This window comes from Alcanivorax sp. HI0044 (assembly GCF_001634945.1).
Genome location: NZ_LWEZ01001712.1, coordinates 1 through 1,152 on the forward strand (window position 1 = coordinate 1; position 1,152 = coordinate 1,152).

Here is a 1,152-nt window from a genome sequence, read left to right on the forward strand (position 1 = left end):
CTTCACGATCCACTCAGCACCCGCTAAGCTAGTCCCTATCCTCTAATCAGGGGAAGGGAACACTGGTGGCTCTTCTGCAATTGCCGTTCGGGTTGGGGCCCGAAGAAAGCGGCCACCTTGTACGGAAAAGCCAAAACAAAGCGACACGCTCCCTGGTGAGCAGAGCCCGCAGCATCTCCACGCCTGCACCCAGCCGCTCGGCAAGCCACCGGAGCGCCGACCGACATAAAGATACACACCGGAAGCATTCACCATGGGGGCATCGGAATGAATCCAGCACAGATACTTCAAAATGAACCCGACCTGCTCCATGCACTCTATGGCGCGCTCACCCATCCGCAGGGTTTTCATACCTTTCTGGAAAAGCTGACCAACGCCATCAAGGGCTGTGCCGCCCAGCTACTGGTCATCAACCGGCAGCCCTTGCGCATGGAGCACCTCTGGTATCACGGCCTGTCCGAAGAATTCATCACCTGGTATCTGGAAAACAACATGATTGCCCAGGACGTGGTCACCAACCAGGCAGTCAAGCAGGCGCCAGGGCTGTTCCAGGCTGCCCTGCCCCTGCTGCCAGACTTCCAGCCCGATGAAGATTATTCCAAATGGGAAAACGAACAGGACATGCTGGATTCCGCCTGGCTGCTGGTTGATACCACCCGCACCCACAGCTTCGTGCTCACCATCCAGCGTACCGTTGCACAAGGCCCATATCAGCAGGCGGAACTGGATGCCCTGAATCGACTGGTTCCGCATATCCGCCAGACCGTACAGCTTTACCGGCAACTGGAGACCCGTAACCAGGCGGCCTCCTCACTGGCCGCCATCATTGACGTTCTCCCCGACGCCACCTTTGTCCTCGACAGCATGGCCACCATCCTCTACTCCAACAAGGCTGCCCGTGAGCTGATCGCCCGCGAGCGCTGCCTGGGCATTCGTGACGAACGCTTCCGCTTCGCAGAAAGCGATGTCCAAAGCGCCTTCTTTCGAGCCTCCGCCCAGGTGGTTCGCTCCAGCATGGGCAAGGAAGCCTATTGCAGCGAGACCCTGTTTCTCAAACGAGAAGGACGCAGCCCACTGATATTCGTGATCCGCCCCATCGAAAGCAGCGACCTGCTTGCCGGTGGCGCCCTGGTCAGCGCCTACGAAACAGAC

General features: G+C 58.8%; 1 protein-coding gene. It reads left to right on the top strand.

Translation table 11 applies throughout. The annotated features are described in order from the left end of the window. Positions 1–267: 267 nt before the first annotated feature. The coding region (locus tag A3730_RS25700) for a hypothetical protein (RefSeq protein WP_063539268.1) at positions 268–1,152 on the top strand (885 nt) is incomplete at its 3' end.